The sequence below is a fragment of the Lachnospira hominis (ex Liu et al. 2021) genome, assembly GCF_014287955.1.
Taxonomy (GTDB): Bacteria; Bacillota; Clostridia; order Lachnospirales; family Lachnospiraceae; genus Lachnospira; species Lachnospira hominis.
In genome coordinates this window covers 90,642-110,101 of the sequence record NZ_JACOPD010000001.1, presented here as the reverse complement: position 1 = coordinate 110,101, position 19,460 = coordinate 90,642, and the positions used below count along the sequence as shown (strand labels likewise).

Annotated in this window: 15 protein-coding genes and 1 riboswitch; of the genes, 12 read left to right on the top strand and 3 right to left on the bottom strand. The window is 37.7% G+C overall.

The features are described 5' to 3' along the window. Positions 1–44 precede the first annotated feature (44 nt). Positions 45–404, top strand: a complete 360-nt coding sequence (locus H8S01_RS00450) for a SpoVA/SpoVAEb family sporulation membrane protein (RefSeq protein WP_021866898.1) — start codon at positions 45–47, stop codon at positions 402–404. A gap of 33 nt (positions 405–437) precedes the next feature. Here H8S01_RS00450 and H8S01_RS00445 read toward each other — a convergent pair whose 3' ends face one another. Further along, the gene (locus H8S01_RS00445) at positions 438–3,116 is read right to left on the bottom strand and encodes a transglycosylase domain-containing protein (RefSeq protein WP_186835810.1); all 2,679 of its coding nucleotides are present in this window, start codon (positions 3,114–3,116) and stop codon (positions 438–440) included. Positions 3,117–3,288: 172 nt separating this feature from the next. On the opposite strand from H8S01_RS00445, the gene H8S01_RS00440 reads away from it, so the two are divergent. The 9 genes from H8S01_RS00440 to H8S01_RS00400 all read left to right on the top strand — a co-directional run bounded on the left by H8S01_RS00440 (position 3,289) and on the right by H8S01_RS00400 (position 14,833). Beyond that, positions 3,289–3,939, top strand: coding sequence for a YigZ family protein (locus tag H8S01_RS00440; protein WP_186835809.1), 651 nt, complete (start codon positions 3,289–3,291; stop codon positions 3,937–3,939). 385 nt (positions 3,940–4,324) lie between these two features. Further along, entirely contained in the window at positions 4,325–5,911 is a 1,587-nt protein-coding gene (locus tag H8S01_RS00435) for an ABC transporter substrate-binding protein (protein ID WP_186835808.1), read from the top strand. Between the two features lie 167 nt (positions 5,912–6,078). Beyond that, the gene (locus H8S01_RS00430) at positions 6,079–6,195 is read left to right on the top strand and encodes a zinc-ribbon domain-containing protein (protein ID WP_186835807.1); all 117 of its coding nucleotides are present in this window, start codon (positions 6,079–6,081) and stop codon (positions 6,193–6,195) included. Positions 6,196–6,236: 41 nt separating this feature from the next. Beyond that, positions 6,237–7,562 (top strand): ABC transporter permease, encoded by a 1,326-nt coding sequence (locus H8S01_RS00425; RefSeq protein WP_243204157.1) that lies wholly within the window; start codon positions 6,237–6,239, stop codon positions 7,560–7,562. 13 nt (positions 7,563–7,575) lie between these two features. Continuing rightward, the gene (locus tag H8S01_RS00420) at positions 7,576–8,439 is read left to right on the top strand and encodes a carbohydrate ABC transporter permease (protein WP_186835806.1); all 864 of its coding nucleotides are present in this window, start codon (positions 7,576–7,578) and stop codon (positions 8,437–8,439) included. Positions 8,440–8,600: 161 nt separating this feature from the next. Further along, positions 8,601–10,553, top strand: a complete 1,953-nt coding sequence (locus tag H8S01_RS00415) for a family 43 glycosylhydrolase (RefSeq protein WP_186835805.1) — start codon at positions 8,601–8,603, stop codon at positions 10,551–10,553. A gap of 12 nt (positions 10,554–10,565) precedes the next feature. Beyond that, positions 10,566–11,486, top strand: coding sequence for a hypothetical protein (locus H8S01_RS00410; RefSeq protein ID WP_186835804.1), 921 nt, complete (start codon positions 10,566–10,568; stop codon positions 11,484–11,486). Then, a complete protein-coding gene (locus tag H8S01_RS00405; protein ID WP_186835803.1) occupies positions 11,477–13,030 on the top strand; it encodes a glycoside hydrolase family 28 protein in 1,554 nt (517 codons plus the stop codon). The genes H8S01_RS00410 and H8S01_RS00405 overlap by 10 nt, the downstream gene beginning before the upstream one ends. Before the next feature lie 12 nt (positions 13,031–13,042). Next, on the top strand, positions 13,043–14,833 hold the full coding sequence (locus tag H8S01_RS00400) for an ABC transporter ATP-binding protein (protein WP_021866907.1): 1,791 nt from the start codon (positions 13,043–13,045) through the stop codon (positions 14,831–14,833). 61 nt (positions 14,834–14,894) lie between these two features. Here H8S01_RS00400 and H8S01_RS00395 read toward each other — a convergent pair whose 3' ends face one another. Beyond that, positions 14,895–15,218: a helix-turn-helix domain-containing protein gene (locus H8S01_RS00395; protein ID WP_021866908.1), complete on the bottom strand. Its 324-nt coding sequence runs from the start codon at positions 15,216–15,218 to the stop codon at positions 14,895–14,897. Between the two features lie 133 nt (positions 15,219–15,351). After that, entirely contained in the window at positions 15,352–17,181 is a 1,830-nt protein-coding gene (gene typA, locus H8S01_RS00390; protein ID WP_186835802.1) for a translational GTPase TypA, read from the bottom strand. A gap of 348 nt (positions 17,182–17,529) precedes the next feature. On the opposite strand from typA, the gene H8S01_RS00385 reads away from it, so the two are divergent. Continuing rightward, positions 17,530–18,174, top strand: a complete 645-nt coding sequence (locus H8S01_RS00385) for a single-stranded DNA-binding protein (protein WP_021866910.1) — start codon at positions 17,530–17,532, stop codon at positions 18,172–18,174. A 77-nt stretch (positions 18,175–18,251) separates the two neighbouring features. Next, positions 18,252–18,425, top strand: a riboswitch (Lysine riboswitch). A gap of 102 nt (positions 18,426–18,527) precedes the next feature. Beyond that, a complete protein-coding gene (dapA, locus tag H8S01_RS00380; RefSeq protein ID WP_021866911.1) occupies positions 18,528–19,415 on the top strand; it encodes a 4-hydroxy-tetrahydrodipicolinate synthase in 888 nt (295 codons plus the stop codon). Positions 19,416–19,460: the final 45 nt, after the last annotated feature.

Sequence of the window (19,460 nt, the reverse complement as noted above, 5' to 3'; positions counted from 1 at the left end):
ATATACAGTATGTGGAAATTATTAAATGTGTATAGGGAGGCAGAATGGTATTTGTAAAAGCATTTGTCATAGGCGGTCTTATATGTGCCGCAGTACAGATTCTTATGGAAAAAACCAAGCTGATGCCGGGCAGGATAATGGTTCTTCTTGTATGCTCCGGCGTAGTTCTGGGGGCTGTCGGTTTATATGAACCGATTCTTGAATTTGCGGGAGCTGGGGCATCAGTGCCACTTCTTGGATTTGGTAATGTTTTATGGAAAGGAATTAAACAGGCGGTTGACGAATCTGGTTTTCTTGGGCTTTTCAAAGGCGGGTTTACCGCATGTGCCGTAGGTGTATCATCGGCATTGATATTCGGATATATTTCGTCATGGATATTTAAACCTCATATGAAGAAAAAATAAGCGGATGGGAAGTGATTTCCCATCCGCTTTCTGTTATCGTCTCGTTGTACCTGACGTATTGCTATTGCTGGATGTTGTAGGTTTTGTGGAAGACGGAGCAGTTGTACTATGTGTGGTTCCTGAAGAATTGCCTGAGCTTGTGCTTCCTGATGATGAACCGCCGTGTGCAGTACATACCTTTGAAAGCTGTTCCTCGGTAATTGCATATTCCTGATCCCATGTAGTATAAGTTGTCTCATCTTCATTTGAAGGATTCTTAACAATCGCAGCTTTTTTAATCATAATCTTAGTAGTCTTGTGAGGACAGTTTGCAGATGCGATTTTGCCTGTGTCATCACAGATAGTTACTTTAATATGAACATCACATGTATCGGTCGGATTATTATCCTTAGAGAAATATTCTGTCACAAGCTGTGAACCTCTTGGATCCTGGTCGCATAAGCCTGCTACAGGAAGCTTTCCTGACTGTGAGCATACCTCTGTTTCTACTATATCATCCGGTTTTTCAAAAGAACCGGTAGGAAGATTATCGTGAATTTCCTGCATTATTGTACGCCACATTTTTCTGTGGTCAATATATCCTGAAAGTTCCTTTGAGTTATCATCATATCCGAGCCATATAGCAGCTGTATAATAAGGTGTATAACCGCAGAACCATTTATCTGTTACATTCTGTGTAGTACCTGTTTTTCCGGCTGTAGGCTGATTGCTTAAAGCAGCAGCTTCTGCAGTACCGGCAGCAGTAACTGATTCAAGTGCGTTAGTTAAAAGCCATGAAGTTGATTTCTTCAAAACAGTATGTGTAAGAGGCTGTGTATTGTCAAGGATAACATTGCCGTCTTTATCTTTGACCTGTGTATAATAAACAGGCTGCGTATAAGTTCCCTGATTTGCGATAGCTGCGTATGCAGCACACATTTCAATATTGTGTACACCATATGTCAGACCGCCGAGTGCGAGTGAAGGGACAACATCATGGTTGCCGTTGACAGCTTCCTTAGGTGAAATAAGTGTTGAAAAACCGAATTTCAGAAGGTAGTTAAAACCAACCTGAGGAGTAATCTGAGCAAGTACCTTGACAGCAGGTACGTTTTCGGAGAGTTTTAAAGCTGTTCTTACAGACATAAGACCTCTGTATTCACCCACAAAATAATTCTTTACAAGCTTTGAATTTTCACCCGGATAATAGTAAGGTGCATCATCAATAGCTGTTGCAAGAGTAATAGCACCTGTATCAAGCGCAGGACCATAATCAGCGAGAGGTTTTATTGATGAACCCGGCTGACGCATAGTATCAACAGCTCTGTTAAGAGTACGGTTGCCGCTCTTTTCACCACGGCCTCCAACGATTACCTTAACCTGGCCTGTATGCTGGTCCATAATTGTAAATGACATCTGAGGCTGTACTATATAAGAAACGCTCTCAGAAACAACTTCTCCTCCATTTGCAAGTATAGAATTTTTGTATTCATCAATATAAGTCTGTGCATCATCTTTGTCTTTAAAGATGAGAGTGAAATTACTCTGGCCTTTGTCTTTTTTGTAATAATCCAAAAGACCATAATGAGAATAGTAATTGACATTGCCTTTTGTATCTTTTACAGCAAGCGAATATGAAATAGAAAGCTCAGTATTGTCAGGATAATAGCCAGGGTCGTTAATAACGTTATCAGCTATCTGCTGCATTGACATATTCTGTGTAGAATAGACCTGAAGACCATTCTTGTAAATCATGTTGGTTGCCTGTGTCTCAGTATATCCTTTCTGCTCCATAAGATCCTTTATAAGCTGGTCAATAAGAGCATCAACAAAGTAAGAATATGTTGAACTTGCAACTTCAATCTTTCTGTCCTGGATTCTTGCATACACATCATCAGAAACTGCCTCGTCATATTCTGCCTGTGAGATATATCCCTGGTTACGCATATTATTAAGAACCTTTAACTGGCGCTTCTGGTTTTCGGCAGGGTACTTAACAGGATTGAGTGAAGACGGACTCTGTGTTATTGAAGCAATTACGGCACATTCGCTTAAAGAAAGCTCTGATACATCTTTGCCAAAATAACCCTGTGCAGCAGTCTGAACGCCGTAATAACCATTTCCTAAGTTGATTGTATTAAGATAGTTACCTATTATAGTCTGCTTGTCCATGACTGTTTCAAGCTTTACGGCGAGATACTGTTCCTGGATTTTTCTCTTGATTTTTTCAACGGTACTTTCATTATATGCTTTGAAAACATTATTTTTAAGAAGCTGCTGTGTGATTGTACTTGCACCTTCTGACATGCGTCCTGTAGAAAGAAAAACCGTTCCGGCACGAAAGATACCTTTGATATCAATACCGTTATGTTCATAGAAACGCTCATCTTCAATTGCAATAAAAGCATGCTGCAATGTGATAGGAATATCTTCAACGTCCACATATATACGGTTGGAACCGCTTGTTGATAATGTCTGTATTTCATTACCACCATCGTCATAAATTTTTGTTGCATAACCCTCAGGTGACACATCAATTGTTGATACATCAGGTGCACTGGCGATAATGCCTTCTGCAGCCCCTAATGCCAGGCAGGAGCCTGCAACTATAACAGCAATGACAGCTATGAACAAAAGCTTTACGACAGTAACGCCCAGCTTTGTGCCGAGACGCGAACCGGAAGAATTCAGCCGTTTTTTCTTTTGTATTATGCCTTGTTTGCCAAAATTCATATTTACCTCCAATTTCTGCACAAAAAAGTGTTGTTTGGATTCATTATACCATATAATTATAAAATGTCTCAAGTAAAATGATTTATCACGAATTATTAATAGTTTGACAAAAGAAATAAGTACAGGCATAATCTGAATAGAAAATACTGCATCTTGCAAAAGGAGAGCAATTTTGAAAAGAGTACATAAAGACGGAAGTGCACAGATAACAGAAAAAAAATCCCGGTTTATTGGTGACGTATATAATATAGAAAATGAAGAAGATGCATTATATTATATAAATGAAACCAAAAAGAAGTATTGGGATGCAAGGCATCACTGCTACGCATATATAATAGGAAATAATAACGAAATAAAAAGATTCAGTGATGATGGAGAACCTTCAGGAACAGCAGGAAAACCAATACTCGATGTACTTGATAAAAGTGGTATAGCAAACTGCCTTATAATTGTGACAAGATACTTTGGCGGAACACTTCTGGGAACAGGCGGCCTGATAAGGGCATATTCAGAAGCAGCCAAATCGGGAATAGAAGCATCAGGCATCATGGAAGTTAAAAAAGGCATACAGGCACAGATAGATGCTGACTATAACAGTTTCGGAAAAATACAGTACATGTGTATGGAAAGAAATATAATAATAACAGACACCGAGTATGGTGAAAATGTCCATATAAATATGATTATAGAAGAGTCTGAGTATGCACATTTTCAGAAAGCTGTGGCGGACGCATTTGCCGGACGCCTTGGAATTATTAAAAATGACAATGTAATTTTTGGTATTTATGACGGAACGGTGCAAATATTGACAAGCAATAATTAATATTCGGTTAACAATGGTAATAAAGCACAAAACAGAAAATAAATTAATAAAATTTGGGCACTTTGTTGTAAAATTGATGTAAAAAAATCATAAAAGAGAGTTATGATAGTGCAAAATTTACATAAAAAATACAATGCCGACTGGTTAAAAAACATTACATGAAGTATATTTTGGGCAATTTGTACATAAAAAATTAAAAAATATGAAAAAAATATGAACGTGGAAAGCCGCATGAATGCTGGGTTTTCACAAAATATACAAAAAAAATACAATAATTGTTCAAAATCCTCTTGTTAAAATAGTACAAAAATGCTATTATACTTTTGTCAAAAAAATTGACCGTGGGGCTTGCCCCATATAACCAATAAGGAGGGTTTATAGGTTTATGAAAAAAACAGTTAAGAAACTTACTGCTGTAGGTCTTACTCTTACATCAGTAATGAGCCTTGTTGCATGTGGTAACAACAATGGTGGTTCAAACAACAACGCTTCTTCAAACAAAGAAGTAACAAAGCCAGACAAATTTACAGTTATGTGCGACTCTACAGTCGTTACAGAAGCTAACGGCGGACAGGCATTCTACAAATATCTTGGCGATTTAACAGGCCTTGAAATCGAATGGGTACGTCCTGACCACAGTAACTACTATGATGCAGTTTCTAATGCATTCAACAGTGATAGCATTCCTGATGTAGTTCTTCTTTCATCTGATTACTATGCTCTTTATGCAGCTAACGGTTTCCTTTGGAACATGACAGATGCTTGGAACTCTTCAGAGACAAAGAAGTCAGGCAGACTTATCGATACAGCTGAGAACGTTCTTTCAGCATTACTTGTTAATGGCGAAGACGGAACAAAGGCTATGTATGGTTTCTCTCCATACCGTGGTAATGGTTGCTGTACATACATCAAGAAGGCTTGGCTTGATGATGCTGGCATCGATGTATCAAAGGTTGACGGCGTTACTATGGACTTCAACACATACTATGGTATCTTAAAGCAGTTAGCTGCTAAGAAAGGTCATTATGTAATTTCAGCTCCTGACTTCATTTCAACAGAAGCTCCTTACACAAACTACCTTCCAGAATTCTATCAGCAGGCTAACTACACATTCTACAAAGATTCTTCAGGAAAGTATGTAGATGGTTTCTCAGAAAAAGCTATGCAGGATGCTCTTCAGAGAATTCAGAATGCTGTTAAAGATGGCGTAATTGATAAGGCTACACTCGGTCAGAAGACAACAGATGCTCGTAACAAGTTCTTTTCAACAGATGCTTCTTCAGAATCTGGTGTATTCTCATATTGGGCTGGTACATGGGCTAACACATTAATGACAAACCTTAAGTCTAAGGGTCTTCCTACAGATCTTATTGCTATCAATCCTATCAAGGAACTTGGTACATACGTAGAAAGAATTGCACCAGCTTGGTGTATCACAACAAGTGCTAAGAATCCAGAAGGTATCTTCAAGTACTTCATCGACACAATGCTTGATGGTGGCGACATCCAGACAGCTTGGACTTACGGTGCTAAGGGTACTCATTGGGATGACAAGGCTGAGACAGTAACACTTGCTGATAATAAGGGTACATTTGAGTACAAAGAAGGCGAGTTCCACTTCCTTCCATCTCCAGAAAAGCCAGGAACATTAATGTCTAAGAACCACATTGATCCAATCCTTTCTCTTGCTAAGTTCAAGACAGCTGATCCTGGTGAGGCTAAGATGACTGAAGCAGCTAAGAAAAATGGTGAATTCTTCGCTAAGAACTCTACAGTTGCTACTCCACTTCCTATGACAGAGACACTTGGTGAAAACAGCACAGATATCAATACAACAAGAAATAAGGTTATTTCAGAAGTTGCACTTGGTAACATGACTGTTGAAGAAGGTATGAAGCTCTACAAGGATAGAGTTGGTACATTAGTAGAAGATGTTCTTAAGTCATTAAATGAGACAAAGAAGTCTAAATAATTTAAGATAATATTTTAAAAGATATTATATAGGTAATTTAATTACCAACCTTTAAGAATCCACTTCCGGGTGGCATTGGTTCATCCGGAAGGTCGGATTCTGATTTTTAGCTTATTAATCATACAGATGTAGGCTTAGAATTAAACAAAAATATTAGGAAAGAAGGTATGAAGATGCAATGTAAGTCTTGTAACACAGAATTACCAAAGCATGCAAAAGTGTGCCCGAGATGTGGTGCATTAGTAGGTAAGAAATCAGGCAACCATCAGGCAACCTCAAGGTAATTGCTATAATAGGTTTAGTAATTGCTTTTATAGGCGGGCTTTTGCCTTTCGTTCAGAATTCAAGTGATATTTCTGATGCCTACAGTTTTATGAATATTGATGCCCCTGTTATGTGGTATCTGTTCATGATTGCTATTATAGCTGCTATTATTCTTCTTGTTTTAAAGAAGGATATGTTCTCAATTATACCGACAGCAATTTCAGCAGTTATATTTGTTATCTCTTTAGTTGCAGTTAACTTCAGAGGTTACTACGGAAGAAATAAATATGATATTTATTCTCTTACTAATCTTTTATCATCTGGTAATGGTTCAGATGACGCTAAATACGTTTTAGGTTTAGGTGTCTACGTATTGATTGTAGGTTATATTCTTGCAATCGCTGGCTGCTTCATTGATATTATGAAGTATTTCAAGAAAGATCTTGGCGTTGATTCAAGATATCTTTCTAACTCAATTAACAAGAGTGTATGGAAGACAATGTATTATTACCGTGGCTTCTATATCATGTTCTTACCAGTATTAATCATGATTATTCTCTTTAATTACTGGCCAATGGCTGGATGCCGTTATGCATTCACAAAATATGTTATTGCAGGACCTTACTATGTAGGTCTCAAGCATTTCGTTCAGATGTTCACTAATGACCTTTATTTCTGGACAGCATTTAGAAACACATTAATTCTTTCGATTATTAAGTTGATTTTAAATACAGGTGCAGCTGTTATTATCTCACTTCTTTTAAATGAGATTGTTTCACTCGGATTTAAGAAGACAGTACAGACAATCGTTTATCTGCCTCACTTCATGTCATGGGTTGTAGTTGCATCAGTTTTCAAGATGATTCTTGATCCTAACGCAACAGGTGTTGTAAACAGCCTTTTACTTAAAGCTAATATGATTAATGAACCAATCTATTTCCTTGGTGACTCTAAGTATTGGAGAGGAACATTCTATGTAATGAATGTTTGGAAAGATACAGGTTGGGGAACAATCCTTTTCCTTGCTACATTGTCAGGTATCAGCCCTGATTTATATGAAGCAGCCCAGATTGATGGTGCTAACCGTTGGAAGAGACTTATCTATATTACACTTCCTGCATTAGCAAACACAATCATTACAGTATTCATTCTTAACCTTGCTAAGGTTATGAACCTTTTTGAATCTGTTTTCGTTACTATGAACAATGCCGTATTGGATGTTGCCGAAGTATTACAGACATATGTATACCGTAAGACATTCTCAAGTGGTAACTCAGATTATGGTTATACTACTGCGGTAGGTTTATTTAAATCGTTTGTCGGAATGATTCTCGTACTTAGCTGTAACTACGCTAGTAAGAAAGTCCGCGGACGTGGTATTGTATAAGGAGGGATAGATAATGAGTGATAATTCAGTTGTAGTTACAAAGAAAAAGAAAAAATTCAAAATCTTCCCACTTGTAAATGGTTTGATTTTTATTTTGATTTCATTAGCAATCATGTTACCTATCTGGAAGGTAATCATCGATTCATTTGATGCCAGATCTGCTTATGGTTTTAAGTGGGTTCCAACAATGTTTACATGGGGTGGTTATAGAGCTATCGTTACTCGAGTTGCTTTATATAGACCATTCGGTATCTCATGTATCGTTACAATCGCTGGTACATTCCTCGGTTTGTTACTTGTAACATTAGGTGGTTATGTATTAATTCAGTGGGAAATGCCAGGAAGAAACTTCTTCGCATATATGTTACTTTTCACAATGATTTTCGATGGTGGTATGATTCCTAAGTACCTCGTTATGAAGCAGTTACATTTGCTTAATACACTCTGGTCAGTTATTTTACCATTGTCAATCAACGTATATAACCTGGTACTTATGAGGAACTTCTTTGAAGGTATTCCAGAGGCTCTATTTGAGGCCGCCAAGATTGATGGCTGCTCTCCAATGGGTATCTTCTTTAAGATTGTACTTCCTCTTTCAAAGGCAGCTCTTGCTTCAATCGGTTTGATGTTTGCTGTACAGTTCTGGAACGATTATACTAACTTCAAGATTTACATCAACAAGGATAAGTTATTCAACTTCCAGATTAAACTTCGTAACATGGTTATGGATAGTGATATTCCTAATGATGACGCTGTTGACCCTAATACAATTTCTAGTGCTTCGGTTATTGTTGCGATTTTACCATTCGCAATTATTTACCCATTCTGCCAGAAATACTTCGTACAGGGTGTTAATATCGGTGCCGTTAAGGAGTAATTCCCGGTTTATTTAAGATTTTTTAAAGGCGAATCTGTTAATGCAGGTTCGCCTTTTTTTTCTGTAAAAGAGTATATAAATTAATATTAATATGTAGAAAATACTGTATTTATGCTGTATACTTAAATAATTAGTTAAATTACAAATAAAGGAGGCGGAGTATGGGTACAATCAAAGATGCCATTTATCTTGAGAATATAAGCGAAGTAAAGCGTATTCTTGAAGAAGAACCTAATCTTATTGATGAAAAAGATGAGAATGGTGTGCTTATGGCACTGCTTGCGGCGAAGACCGGAAATCTTGCACTTGTAAGATACATAGTCGAGTATTCGAGAGCAAGTATGGATATTACAGACAATGAACATAAGAATATGCTTCATTATGCAGCACTTTCAGGAAGCGTTGAGGTCTGCCGTTATCTTGTGGAAAGAGTTGGATTGTCACCGCTCACAGGTGATAATAATCTTGTAACGCCAATAGACATAGCGGTAAATAATAAGTTCTTTGACCTGCAGAGTTATTTTGAAGAAGAAATAGGAGCAAAGTATAATGATTTATACCGCAATCCGATAAGAACAGGATTTTATCCTGACCCATCGATAGTGAGGGTCGAAGATACATATTATATGGTTAATTCTTCATTTATCTATTTTCCGTGTATACCGGTATCAGAATCAAAAGATTTGATACACTGGAGAATAATAGGATATGCGATTACTAATCCGGAATGGGCAGCACTTGATAATCTTGAAGGTGGAAGAGGATATTGGGCACCGGATATTTCGTATTATAATGGAAAGTTTTATATAACAGCAACATATCGTCTTAATGACGACGGAACTATATACAGAAAACAGATAGTTGTGAGCTCAGATAAGCCTGAAGGTCCATACAGCAAGCCTGCGATAATAGATGAAGACGGAATAGACCCATCAATCTTTACAGATGATGATGGAAAAAGATATATGCTTTTAAACAGAGGTGCAAGAATACTGCCTTTAAGTGATGATGCGACACGCCAGATTGGAGAAGCACATCTTCTTTATTATGGTGATAATAAAAGAGCACCGGAAGGACCGCATCTTTTAAAGAAAGACGGATATTATTATCTGTTTGAAGCAGAGGGGGGAACAGGACCGGGACATAGAATTACTGTTTCAAGAAGCCGCGAACTGATGGGCAGATACATGCCATGCCCATATAACCCTATAATGCGTCAGAATGATGAAAATGCAATAATTCAAAGGTGCGGACATGGTAAGCCTGTATGCACGCAGAACGGACAGTGGTATATGGTCTATCTGTGTGGAAGAAAAATAGGTGACGGTTACAGCCTGCTTGGAAGAGAGACGGCAATTGACCCGATTGAGTGGACTGCGGACGGATGGCCGATTGTCAACTCACTTAACGGACCTTCGACATTGCAGATAAAACCGGATTTACCGGAGTGTATATGGGAATCCAGTCTTGATGATGATTTTGGCAATGATTGGTTAAGTTCAGACTGGATGTTTCCAAGAGCACCGGAGTTTGATGGAATAGTTCTTGAGAATTCATATGTCAAAGTTAAAGGAAGCCGTTATGACCTCAATTCAATGCATGCAAAAAATATTCTGTTAAGAAGACAGCAGAACTTCAGGTTTGAGGCGGTATGTAAGTTAAGAATGCCTCAGATTTATCCGGGACAGGATGTTGGAATGACATGCTATTATGACGAAAATACATTTTTGAAATTTGGTATATTTGCAACAAAAGAAGAAAATCCAAGACTGCTTGTAAAAGTCGCAGAATATATAGACGGATATAAAGAAGGTAAATCTGCGGAGCTGGATTTCAGTAAAGAATATGTGTATCTGAAAACAGAGACAAATTATCTTACAAGAACATTTTCATACAGCTATGACGGATTAAATTATACTACTGTTGATGTGCTTGATAATGTATATTATCTCTGCGATGAAGGGTTAAAGAAAGGCAAGCGTTTTACAGGTGCAATGATTGGAATGTACGCATATGCCGGTTCATTTGGACAGGAATACACAGATGATGCAGGAAATCATGGAAGCGATGTAATATATGGCGAATTTGATTTCTTTAATTATAAAACATTATAAAGGAGACAGGATATGACAATAGAAAGAAATGAAAAATTAGAAGGCAGCCTGCTTGAAAAAATGTCATCAGTTGATTTGAAAAAAACTGATAACTGGAATAAGGCAATGATTTTAAACAGTGCTGCAAAAGTTTATTTTGCCACAAAAAACGAGAAGTTTGGAGAGTTTCTTGTAAAAGGCATTGATAAATGCTGTGACTGCGGTATCGAAGAAGGATTTGCAGGAAATGATAATGATTTGACTAATCTGTTGCTGGCCAATGTATTATATGCAGCAAAAGATTACACAGGAAAAGATGAATATGAAAAGGCTGCAATAAAGATGGCAGCACAGCTTAATTCACAGAAGAGAAGTGAAAAAGGATATTTTACGGATGTTGACGGAAAAGCATGTCTTTGCCAGACATATGCAAGTCAGGTATTCTATATGAATTATGAGACAAGAGATGATGGAAAAGAACATTATAATGACATAATTGCACAGTATAATGTAATTCATGAAGATTTGTATAAAAATACATCCAGCAAAGCATTCAAGGACAGTGATGCACTTGAAGCATTATGTTATTACAGTGCAGCACTTATTGATACAATGGAAGTCATGGATCAGGCACTATATGAGATATACAGACAGCTTATGGATTATTATAAAGAGACAGTAAAAGATGTTCTTGCAACAGGTATTTCCAGTGCAGAAAAAAATCCTGCAAAAGCACCATATGAACTTGTATTTGCATATGCATTGCTCAAAGGCTGCCGTATGAAAGCGGTTCTGACAGAAAAATATGAAGATGCAGCACTTGCAATATATGAAAAATATAGTGATGTGTCAGAAAAAGATGCAGCTGAGTTTGCATTGTGCTACAGCGAGGCAGTAAGGAACAGAGATTATCAGGATTATGGACGTAATAACGGAGGCAGATTATGGAGTTAAAATTAGTTACAAATACAGCAAGAAGTGCTGTTTTAGAGCTTACTGAATCAGGAAAATTTTATACAGAATCGCAGTATGATATATATGTCAATGACGAAAAATATATGGAAAGTAATAAGGTTATAACATCACTTTTTGATTTAAAACCTGACACAGATTACAATGTGTATGCTGTATACAATGGTCAGAAAACAAACGAGGTAAATATTCATACAAAATATGAATTTGTAACATTAAATGTACGCGATTTTGGTGCATTGGGCGATGGTGTGCATGATGATACAAATGCAATCCAGTGTGCAATTATGGCATGCCCTAAGGATTCAAGAGTCCTTGTTCCGGAAGGTGAATATAAGGTTTCAAGTGTATTTTTAAAAAGCGATTTAACACTTGAACTTGCAAAAGGAGCGGTATTATCTGCATTTACAGAAAGAGACAAATTCCCTATACTTCCTGGTGTTATTGAATCATATGATGAGAAAGAAGAATATAATCTGGGTTCATGGGAAGGAAATCCGCTTGACTGTTTTTCGGCAATTCTTTGCGGAATTAATGCAGAAAATGTAGTTATTACAGGTGAAGGTACAATTGATGGCAATACGACATTTGAAAACTGGTGGAATAACTGCAAAATAAGAAATACAGCATGGAGACCGAGATTATTTTTCATCAACCATTGCAATAATGTAATGATGCACGGAATAACAGTACAGAATTCTCCATCATGGACAATACATCCATATTTCAGCAACCACCTCAAATTCATAGATGTAAAGATTAAGAATCCGGCCAATTCACATAACACAGACGGACTTGATCCTGAGAGCTGCCAGGATGTACTTGTACTCGGTACATATATCTCAGTTGGTGATGACTGTATTGCTATAAAATCAGGAAAGATATATCAGGCACGCAAATACGAGATTCCGACATCAGACATGACTGTAAGACAGTGTTGCATGAGAGACGGACACGGTGCCGTAACAGTCGGAAGTGAGATTGCTGCCGGTGTAAAGAATGTTCATATTACGGACTGCCTGTTTATGAATACAGACAGAGGTCTCCGTGTAAAGACAAGACGAGGCAGAGGCAAATTATCAGTTCTTGATGATATTTCATTTGAAAATATTGATATGGATAATGTAATGACGCCATTTGTTGTAAACAGTTTTTATTTCTGTGATCCTGACGGAAAGACTAATTATGTTGGTTCAAAAGAGCCGCTTCCTGTCGATGACAGAACACCGTCAATCAAGCGTCTTACATTCAGGAATATAAAAGCGTCAAACTGCCATGTAGCAGGAGCTTATATTTATGGATTACCAGAAAGCAAGATTGAAAAGCTTACATTTGAAAATATTGATTTTACATATGCTAAGGATGCAAAACCGGGTGTCGCTGCGATGATGCTTGGATGTGATGAGGCAGTAAAACAGGGGCTTATAATAAATAATGCCAAAGAACTTATACTTAAAAATGTAAATATTACAGGATGTGAAGGTGAACCTGTAGTAACTGGAAATGTTGACAAAATTATAAAATAAGTGGTGAAAAAAATGAATTTACATGCACCTAAAGGAATTGATGTTGATAACTGGTTTATCGAATGTTACAAAAAACATAAAAAGCATCCGCTTATAATACTCATACGGCTTTATAAAGGCAACTATCACAAATTTGCTGCGGCAGTGTTTTTCTTTTTCATAAAGCACTGCCCTGTATGGGTGCTGCCTATTGTAACAGCCAATATAATTAACGATGTGACAACGCACAGTCCAGATACATACCAGAACACTATATTCTATTCAATAATAATGATAGGACTTATAATACTTAATGTACCAACCAATTATATGTATACAAGGTACAAGTCACTTGCAACGCGTTACGCTGAGACGGGACTTAGAAAAGCACTTGTAAGAAAACTCCAGCAGCTTTCAATTTCATATCACAAAGAGACACAGTCAGGACGACTGCAGTCGAAGATAATGCGTGATGTTGAAGCGGTTGAGATGCTTTCCACACAGCTTTTAATCAGCACGCTCAATATTGCACTCAATATATCGGTGGCATTGGCGGTTACAATTTCAAAAAGTCTTGTTGTATTTTTGTTCTTCCTTGTAACAACACCGCTTGCGGCACTTACAATGGTATTTTTCAGGAATATAATGAGAAAGCGTAATTATGAGTTCAGGCATGAAATGGAAGAGACATCCGCCCAGGTAATGGAAATGGTTGAACTTATTCCGGTTACGAGGGCACATGCACTTGAAGAAAAAGAGATACAAAGAATGAGCAACCAGCTGTTTACGGTTGCTGAAAAAGGTTACAAACTTGATGTTATCCAGTCGCTGTTTGGTTCTGTAGGCTGGGCAATATTCCAGATATTCCAGGTATTATGTCTTGCATTTACAGGAATTCTTGCATTAAAAGGAAACATACTTGCCGGTGATATAACGCTTTACCAGAGTTATTTTGCAACAATAGTAAATCAGGTATCTGCATTTATAACACTCATACCGACAATAGCGAAGGGCGTTGAGTCAGTAAATTCTATTGGTGAAGTCCTTCTTGCTGATGATATTGAACATAACGAAGGAAAGAAGAAACTTGGCGGTGTAAAGGGCGAATTTGATTTCAAAAATGTATGCTTCAGATACAATAATTCAGAGGCACACGTTCTTAACAATTTTAACCTTCATGTTACACCGGGAGAGACAATAGCACTCGTAGGTGAATCGGGTTCCGGAAAATCGACAATACTTAATCTTGCGATAGGATTTAACATTGCAGACAGCGGACAGGTACTCCTTGACGGCAATGATATGAAAGATATAGATTTAAGAACATATCGTAAGTACCTTGCAGTTGTGCCTCAGACGTCCATATTGTTCTCAGGAACGCTCAGAGACAACATAACGTATGGAGTTGACAATGTTGATGAAAAAGCCCTGAATGAGGCTGTTAAGGCGGCAAATCTTACTGATCTGGTTGAGAGCCTGCCTGACGGACTTGATACGGAAGTCGGGGAACACGGCGGTAAATTGTCAGGTGGACAGAGACAGCGTGTTTCAATAGCAAGGGCACTTATAAGAAATCCAAGAGTAATTGTCCTTGATGAGGCGACGTCGGCACTTGACAGTATATCAGAAAAGCTTATACAGGAAGCACTCAACAATCTTACAAAAGACAGGACGACATTTATAGTTGCACACAGACTCTCAACAATAAAAGATGCAGATAAAATAGCAGTAATAAGTGAGGGACACTGTGTTGAATACGGAACATTTGATGAACTTATGGAATTAAAAGGTGAGTTCTACAGAATGAAAAAAATCCAGAGTTAATAAATTCAGAAAAAAATGGCTGTGCAATATCTGCACAGCCATTAATATTATAAAAGATAAATTAAGCTTCTTTCTTTTCCCAGATTCTAAGAGTTGAGATAAGCTTCTCCTTTGTATCAGCATCAAGCTTCTGGACAATCTGCATAATCTCATTGTCAAGAGCTGTATTCTGATAGCTCTTATCAACACTGCCTGCAAGGTAATCAAGAGATACACCTGTAAGTTCAGCATAATATGATAACATTCTTAATGTCATAAGGTTTCTTCCATTTTCAACATTGCTGATGTATCCAGGAGTAACATCGAGTGCCTTTGCAACATCTTCCTGTGTTAATCCGTGAGAAATTCTTAACTTTTTAACTTTTGCTCCTAAATCGCTTTCCATTATCTTATAACCTCCAGTAATGCGTATTTTCACCAGACAAAATCACAGTGGATTTTATCAACGGAATGTTTTTTATTTATTTGCATTATACAATAAAAACATTGCCTTGAAAAGTGGTATTTTAAAAATTTTTTTATTTTTTATTTGCTCTGTATCTTAATGTTGAATCAAGAATCTTTTTACGGATTCTTAAATGATTAGGTGTAACTTCGAGAAGTTCATCTGTATCAATATAATCAAGAGCCTGCTCAAGACTTAAAATCTTAGGCGGAACGAGTCTTAATGCTTCATCGGCACTTGAAGAACGTGTGTTAGTAAGGTGCTTTGTCTTACATACGTTTACCTCAATATCCTCTGTACGTGGGTTTTCGCCGACAATCATACCGGCATAAACCTTCTCACCCGGTCCGATGAAAAGAGTACCGCGGTCCTGTGCGTTGAAAAGACCGTAAGTTACAGCTTCACCATCTTCATATGCAATAAGGGAACCGGTCTTTCTGTATGAAATATCACCCTTATATGGTTCGTATCCTTCAAATGAAGTATTGATGATACCATTACCTTTAGTATCTGTAAGGAATTCGCCACGGTAACCGATAAGTCCTCTTGAAGGGATAGAGAACTGTAATCTTGTATAACCACCATTGATAGGTGTCATTCCAAGAAGTTCACCCTTTCTCTGGCTGAGCTTCTGGATTACAGAACCTGAGAATTCGTCAGGAACATCAATATAAGCAAGTTCCATTGGCTCAAGCTTTCTGCCACGCTCATCAGTATGATATAAAACTTCTGCTTTACTTACGGCAAATTCATATCCTTCACGTCTCATATTTTCAATAAGAACAGAAAGATGAAGTTCGCCTCGTCCTGAAACCTTGAATGAATTTTCAGAACCCGGATTATCCTCGACACGAAGGCTGACATCAGTATTTAATTCCCTGAAAAGTCTGTCACGGATATGTCTTGATGTTACAAACTTGCCTTCCTTGCCGGCAAGAGGGCTGTCATTAACCATAAAGTCCATAGAGAGAGTAGGCTCTGAAATCTTCTGGAACGGAATGGCAACAGGATTGTCAACTGAACAGAGTGTATCACCGATATGGATATCTGCGATACCTGATACAGCTACGATATCACCAAATGATGCCTCGTTTACCTCAACTTTGTTAAGTCCGTTGAAAGTATAGAGCTTTGTTACACGTACTCTCTTCTTAACAGAAGGGTCATGATGGTTTACAATCATAACTTCCTGATTAACCTTGAGGCTGCCGTTATCAATCTTACCTACACCGATACGGCCGACGAATTCGTTGTAATCAATAGTAGATATAAGCATCTGTGTGTCAGCATCAGGGTCACCTTCAGGTGCCGGAATGTTATTAACGATACATTCAAATAATGGCTGCATGTCTTTTCTTTCATCATTAAGGTCTGCCATAGCATAACCTGATTTTGCTGATGCAAAGATAAATGGGCAGTCGAGCTGGTCTTCATTGGCATCAAGGTCAATGAAAAGTTCAAGTATTTCGTCGATAACTTCATTAGGTCTTGCTTCGGGACGGTCAATCTTGTTGATACAAACGATAACTGACAGGTCAAGGTCAAGAGCCTTCTGGAGTACGAACTTAGTCTGAGGCATTACACCCTCAAAAGCATCAACAACAAGAATAACACCATTTACCATCTTGAGAACTCGCTCAACTTCTCCGCCGAAATCGGCATGGCCCGGTGTATCAATGATATTGATTTTTGTGTCTTTATAAGTGATGGCTGTATTTTTTGAAAGAATAGTGATACCACGTTCCCTTTCAATATCATTAGAGTCCATCACACGTTCTGCAACTTCCTGATTCTCACGGAAAGTACCGCTCTGCTTTAAAAGTTCGTCAACCAGTGTTGTCTTACCGTGGTCAACGTGAGCGATAATAGCAATGTTACGTATGTCTTCACGCTTTGTCTTCATAATTATAGTCCTTTCTTAGTTCTGCAATATCTCCGTATATAAGGATTCCCAAATAAAAAGAGAATATAGCGGGTAAGATATAATTAGCAACTTTTATATTCTATCACAATATTACCAAATTACAATAGTGAACATATAAAAGTGATTGTATATTTATAGGAACAATTTTATTAAATTATATTGTGAAAATATGAAAAAATTATAAAATGTGTTCTGAACGTGAAAATGGACATAAAAAATTCATATTTTTTTGTAATAATCTGAATCACTGATACATATACATTTTAAGAACACAAAATTAAAGCACAATACCGGGGATGTATCCGGAAAAGAAGGGAGAAATACATTATGCTTGATAAGGTGATTGAAAACAACAGGGTTAGTATTATTGGAGAGGTGGTCTCAGAGTTCCAATTCAGCCATGAGGTATTTGGAGAGGGCTTTTACCTTGTGAATGTATCGGTTGACAGACTTAGTGATATGGTTGATATCATACCGCTTATGATTTCTGAAAGGCTTATTGATGTGACAAAAGATTACAGAGGCATGAAGATTGAAGTATCAGGACAGTTCCGTTCTTATAACAGACATGAGGGACTTAAAAACAAACTGATACTATCAATATTTGTAAGAGAACTTCAGTTTGTAGAAGATGACGACATGCCGCAGGAACAGTCAAAATCAAATCAGATATATCTTGACGGATATGTATGCAAGCCGCCGATTTACAGGAAAACTCCGCTCGGAAGAGAAATAGCCGATATATTAATCGCAGTCAATCGTCCGTATGGCAAATCAGATTACATACCATGTATCGCATGGGGACGAAATGCGAGATTCGCATCAACAATAGAAGTTGGAGGCCATCTTCAGGTTCAGGGAAGAGTCCAGAGCCGTGAATACACGAAAAAAATCAACGAGGAAGAGACAGAGAAGCGAGTTGCTTATGAAGTGTCTGTAAGTAAGATTGATTTTGTTGAAGACGAAGAATAGAATAAATTCATAAAGATTATTTAACGCCATAAGTTGACATCAAAAGTGTTAAGTGATATAGTCAACATAAGTCAGATAATTTAAGTAGAGGTCGCATTGTTTATCAGTATTCCTATGGATGCCGCGGCAGGCAGTTGAAGCAGGGAAGAAAGGAAACGATGCCGAAGTAAAATGTCGGCCGCAGATGTTTTGCTGGGCGTAAAGTCAATAGCTTTGCGACTGTCATCAGCAGATGGAGAGCTACGTACAGATTATAATCTATATGATAATCAAAAGCTGGTCCATTGCGTGACCGGCTTTTTTGTTCTGAATTATGTTTTGAAAAGCTGTATTACAGCAGAAAGAAGGAAAAGATGGCAATATTTACAGGTGCAGGCGTTGCGATAGTAACACCTATGAAAGAAAACGGTGAGGTAAATTATGATAAAATGGGAGAACTCCTTGATTATCAGATAAATAATTCAACTGATGCCATTGTTGTATGCGGAACAACAGGTGAAGCTTCAACACTCACACATGAGGAGCACATAGAGACAATCCGATTTACTGCTGATTATGTTAAAAAGAGAGTTCCTGTTATTGCAGGTACAGGTTCAAACTGTACAGAAACAGCAATATACCTTTCACAGGAAGCACAGAAAGCAGGAGTAGATGCGTGTCTTGTTGTTACACCTTACTATAACAAAGCAACACAGAAAGGTCTTATAGAGCATTACACAGCAGTAGCAAAGTCAATCGACCTTCCGATTATAATGTATAATGTTCCGGGAAGAACAGGCTGTAATATCCAGCCGGAGACAGCAGTAAAGCTTGCAAAGGAAGTAGATAATATCGTTGCAATCAAGGCTGCAACAGGCAATCTTGCACAGGAGACAAAGACAATGGCACTTGCAGAAGGATGCCTTGATATGTATTCAGGCGAGGACGGACTTATCGTTCCGCTTATGTCAATCGGTGCAAAGGGTGTAATTTCAGTATTGTCAAATGTTGCACCAAAGCAGACACATGATATATGTGCAAAGTTTTTTGCAGGTGATGTTGCAGGAAGTGCAAAGATGCAGTTTGAGGTACTTGAACTTGTAGATGCTCTGTTCTGTGAAGTTAATCCGATTCCTGTAAAGCATGCACTTAACCTTATGGGAATGGAAGTAGGACCACTTAGAATGCCTCTTTGCCCAATGGAAGATGCAAATCTTGAAAGACTTAAAAAAGCAATGAAAAATTATGGCATTCTTGCATAAACAGCAAATAAAATGCAGCAGTTATAATTAAAATATAATATAAAC